The following is a 4648-nucleotide window of genomic DNA, read 5'->3' on the forward strand; positions in this document are numbered from 1 at the left end:
ACTTAAAGAATTCGGGACCTGGCTAGAAGAACAAAAATCTAAAGCTTTACCTAAAAGTGCATTTGGAAAAGCTATCTCTTACTGCCTAAATCAGTGGAAAAAACTAAATACATTTTTAGAAGATGGCGACTTAGAGTTAGATAACAATAGAGCTGAAAGGTCTATAAAGCCCTTTGTCATAGGTAGAAAGAACTGGATGTTCGCTAATACACCTAAAGGAGCTAACTCTAGTGCTTTAATTTATAGCATTATTGAAACAGCCAAAGAAAATGAACTTAATCCATTTAATTATTTACAGTTCTTATTTGAAAATTTACCTCAGATTGACATCAACGACCAAGAAAAATTAGATAAATTTTTACCTTGGTCAGAATATCTTCCAGAAAACTGCAAGTTGCAAAAAACTCAAAGCAAATAGCAAAAACTGATTATAACAGTCACTCCCACTTATTTATTTAATGAGATGGGAGTTTTTTATTAAATCAATGTGGGTGCTATTTGACGCTTACACCTTAATGATATTTTTCCTAAATATTAACATTTATAAAATAATAATATATAATAGAAATATACAGTGAAATAACCTTTTATTTTAGGGAGGGGTTTATGTGGAAAAGAAGGTTCAGTGTTATGTGATGACAACAGACCAAGGAGAGACTGTAGTTTCCACAGATATTGAAAAATTAAAAAATGAGTATAATGCAGATGAAAATAATCTAAAAAAAGGTTTATTAATATTATCAAAAGATGAACTTGAATTATATGCTCATCAAATTCATCCTCTAGGACCTAGATATTTTGGCTAACACTCGAATAATCTTTTATAGATTATTCCCCTTCAGTCAGAAGGGGCTTTTTTTATAAAAAATAAACCAACCTAACTAATTAGGGTCGGGAACCTTTGGTGCAACAAATTAGTTTGTTTATAGTTAATTTAGTAGATCACTTAATAATGAGGAGGGATTTTATTGAAATGCATAAGATTTGTTTTTTTAGTTTTTTTGCTGATTTCATTCATATTTATAGTTGCTTGTGATCCAAATGATGAAGAACTTGATGATTTGAAATCTAGAGTAGAAGAACTCGAAAAAGAATATGAAATTGGATATAATGTGCCTACACATCCAGATTATCCAATTCTATATTTTAGTATAGCAGAATCTCCTGATATTACAGATACCCCACCGGAATTACTGATTAGTTATGGATTAAATAAAGAGGATGAATTAATTGATGAATATAAAGACGATGAAATTATTAAGGAACATTACGGGGAAGAAGCATCTCAAGAACTTCCTTATGGTAGATATAAGGGAACCTCTGTTATAAATTTGAGATATTCCCCCCTATATGGGAGAGCAAAAGTAGAAGAAAATGTTGATGGTATATGGGAAATTAATGGGGAAGAAATACCTTATATGGAAGTTGTTGAGGAAGGACTAATGACAATAGTAGCAAGACAAGAAGGTGGCTATCAAGTCAATTACACTTATGAAGACGGTTTTGGAAAAGACGAAGCCAAAGAATTCACAAAGTTTTTGTTTGATTCTCTGTAAAACGTACTTATGAAGTTTAGATTCAGCCTTAGCTGGCTGTCAAATAGGAGGGTTAATATGGGGCTTATTAATTTTCTTTTTAATATACTTATTTTAGCTATTTTTATAAGTTGGCTTAAGAGTTATTTAGATGATATTAAAGATCAAAATAAGAAAATAATTAGGTTGCTCGAAGACCAATATAACAAAGAAAAGGATTAGGTTCTTAAAGATTAATGTAGCTAGGATAAATAAAAAAAGGTGTGTTAGAAATTTTTAATAATGGGAGTGAAGCTATTGAGTATTAGCGATGCTTTTGGTAGAGCTTATAAAACTCTAAAAGATAAACCAGGTATATTGTGGTATTCTTTAGTGATTATGATAATCTTTTATACCTTATCATTACCTATGATAATTAGAGAAGGTGGTTTTTTTAGTTTTGGTGCGGGGGTTACGCAATTTATGGCATATCTAGAATCTTTTACGTTTCCTAGTTCTCCACCTGGTGCTCAGCCGGTATTTGGAGATGTACCTGGTGATATGAACACTGATATAGGGTTTATCCCTTTGGTAGTTTCTCTACTTGTAATAGTATTTATGACCCCTGCCTATTTAGGGATTGTGAGAGAGTCTATACAAAATGATCAAAAACCTGATCTAGATATCTTTTTAAGATATGGAAAATACTATATTTGGAGAATAGTGACATTTTTACTTATAATAACTCTATTGTTATTAGTAGTTGGTTCAGTTTTAGGGATACTAGGTTTTTTTATAGCTCTTATTACTAATTTAGAGCCAACTCCATTAATAGAGGGGATACTCACTTTAGTGGGTTGGGTAGTTTCATTTTATATTTTATTCGTGGAGTTTGAAATATTAGAAAGAACTAAAGAAGATCCCTTATCAGATTGTATTACTTTTGCTGTAGATATAGTAAGTAATGAAAAAACAAAAGTCTTATCATATTTAGTAAGTTTTTTAATTGTAGGTCTCATTACTTTGTCTATATCTTGGGTATTAGATTTTTATCTACCTTTAGTGATATCTATTATAATAATACCGGTACTTAACACTAGTATAATAACTTTCTTAATTGTTACTATGTATCATTTGTATTATGATTTAAGTGATATTGATGCTATAGGTTGAATTTTTGTAAACCAGGAAGCTAGACATAAAAATGCTAGTTTCTTGGTTTTTTATTTATAGTCTGTGGTGTTAGAGTATTCCGAGTTAAATATAAATAAATTAATTTAACTCGGAAATAATAACTAAAAAGCATCATCTTTTCTAGGGGGTTCAGTATGAATCTATATTGGCTAATACAGGCCGCTGCATATATTTCATTAGTAATATTTATTATACCAGTAAATTATATTAGAAAATTAGTTCCTTACTCTGTTATTGCTGGAATTATATATACACTAGTTGTGCAGTATACTGCTATTAATATACTTGACCTTTGGAATTATAATGCTCCACTATTGCCAGTTTTTGATATACCTATTTTTTTTGTTTTATCATGGTTTGCAGTAACTAAATTATATGGTTATTTTTTACTTAAATATCCTTATTATCAGGTACATATTTTAATAGTATTTGTTTTATTTACAATTTTTAATAATTATGTAAGTTATAACAATGAACAAATTGTTTTTTTAAATTGGAGTCTTACTGAAACTTTTATGTTTGCATTATTTTCACATGTGATTTTACTTTACCTTTTAAAGTATTTATATAAAATAAATGAATTAGGTGCAAAAGAAGATATGGTTAATTTATTTTATAAAGTAAGAAAAGAATAACTTACTAAGTTTCATGCCGGCCTTATCAGACCTTAAAGGCCGGTTTTTTTATATTATTTACCACCATTAAAAGAATACATTATTTTTATTTGTGATATAGATTACAGAACCCACTCTAAAAAATAGATAAAATAAAGTCAAATCAATTGAGAAGGTGGTATGAAAATATGTCAATGAATTGTTTTCAGTGTCAGGAAACCGCTAAAAACCAAGGTTGTACTAAAAAAGGCATTTGTGGTAAAACTGATCAGCTTGCAAACTTACAAGATTTACTAATTCATATAACAAAAGGTATATCCTGGTATGCAGATAAAGGACGAGAAGTTAATATAAAAGACGAACAAGTAGATAGATTTGTTATGGATAGTTTATTTACAACTATCACTAATGTAAACTTTAGTGATCAATATTTTATAGACAAAATTAAAGAAGCTCTTGCAGTTCGAGAAAGTATAAAAGAACAAGTTAAACCAAAGCTAAAAGAGAGCTACTAATCTACGGCCTAAAAGGTTTAGCAGCATATGCACATCATGCTTATACTTTAAATGAAAAAGATGATGAAATCTTTGATTTCATGCATAAAGGTCTTGCTGCTACTACTGATGATAGTTTAAGTGTTTATCTTCATTATCTGAAGAAATAATACCAACTTGCTCACCTTTTTTATGAAAGTTCTTAATTTCTTCTGTGGACCAAGTAGCTGCATCCGGTGCTTTCTCGTCAATATCTTCTTTACCTAATAAAGTTGAGATTAAAGGTATCTTTACTTTATTGCCTAGGATGACTTAGTAGGACTTGTTATGGAATGTGGTAAATATGGAGTAGATACTATGGCGTTACTAGATAAAGCAAACACTGAATCTTATGGTCACCCTGAACCTACGCAAGTTAATATCGGTGTAAGGAATAATCCCGGTATTTTAATCAGTGGTCATGACCTAAAAGATATGGAAGAATTATTAAAACAGACCGAAGGTACTGGTGTAGATGTATATACTCATGGTGAGATGTTACCAGCTAATGCTTATCCAGCATTTAAAAAGTATGATCATTTTGTAGGTAACTATGGTAATGCTTGGTGGCAGCAAACTGAAGAGTTTGAAAAGTTCAATGGTCCAATTCTTATGACTACTAACTGTTTAGTTCCACCAAAGAATTCTTACAAAGATAGAGTATATACTACAGGAGTAGTTGGTTTTGATGATGTAACTCATATTCCTGATAGAAAAGAAGGTGGAGAAAAAGACTTCTCACAACTTATAGAGCACGCTAAGAAGTGTAAAGCACCTGTACAGCTTGAAGAAG

The 4648-nt window shown here is 30.3% G+C and carries 8 protein-coding genes and 1 pseudogene; all 9 read left to right on the plus strand.

Features of this window, described 5'->3' with window-relative positions:
• Positions 1-418 (plus strand): IS66 family transposase (locus tag CDO51_RS12860; RefSeq protein WP_143824740.1); only part of this gene is annotated, 418 nt, incomplete at its 5' end.
• Positions 419-608: 190 nt separating this feature from the next.
• Positions 609-806, plus strand: a complete 198-nt coding sequence (locus CDO51_RS12865) for a hypothetical protein (protein ID WP_089024628.1) — start codon at positions 609-611, stop codon at positions 804-806.
• 162 nt (positions 807-968) lie between these two features.
• Positions 969-1556: a hypothetical protein gene (locus CDO51_RS12870; protein ID WP_089024629.1), complete on the plus strand. Its 588-nt coding sequence runs from the start codon at positions 969-971 to the stop codon at positions 1554-1556.
• A 57-nt stretch (positions 1557-1613) separates the two neighbouring features.
• On the plus strand, positions 1614-1757 hold the full coding sequence (locus tag CDO51_RS13955; RefSeq protein WP_158212469.1) for a hypothetical protein: 144 nt from the start codon (positions 1614-1616) through the stop codon (positions 1755-1757).
• 75 nt (positions 1758-1832) lie between these two features.
• Positions 1833-2687, plus strand: a complete 855-nt coding sequence (locus CDO51_RS12875; RefSeq protein ID WP_089024630.1) for a hypothetical protein — start codon at positions 1833-1835, stop codon at positions 2685-2687.
• A 155-nt stretch (positions 2688-2842) separates the two neighbouring features.
• Complete coding sequence (locus tag CDO51_RS12880) at positions 2843-3343, plus strand: hypothetical protein (RefSeq protein ID WP_089024631.1); 501 nt, start codon at positions 2843-2845, stop codon at positions 3341-3343.
• A gap of 167 nt (positions 3344-3510) precedes the next feature.
• The gene (locus CDO51_RS12885) at positions 3511-3837 is read left to right on the plus strand and encodes a hypothetical protein (RefSeq protein WP_338044590.1); all 327 of its coding nucleotides are present in this window, start codon (positions 3511-3513) and stop codon (positions 3835-3837) included.
• Positions 3837-3986, plus strand: a complete 150-nt coding sequence (locus tag CDO51_RS15205) for a hypothetical protein (protein ID WP_338044591.1) — start codon at positions 3837-3839, stop codon at positions 3984-3986. The genes CDO51_RS12885 and CDO51_RS15205 overlap by 1 nt, the downstream gene beginning before the upstream one ends.
• A 136-nt stretch (positions 3987-4122) precedes the next feature.
• Positions 4123-4648: pseudogene (locus tag CDO51_RS12890) on the plus strand (hydroxylamine reductase); the annotation flags it as partial.

Origin of the sequence: Natranaerobius trueperi (assembly GCF_002216005.1) — a bacterium.
Lineage (GTDB): Bacteria > Bacillota > Natranaerobiia > Natranaerobiales > Natranaerobiaceae > Natranaerobius_A > Natranaerobius_A trueperi.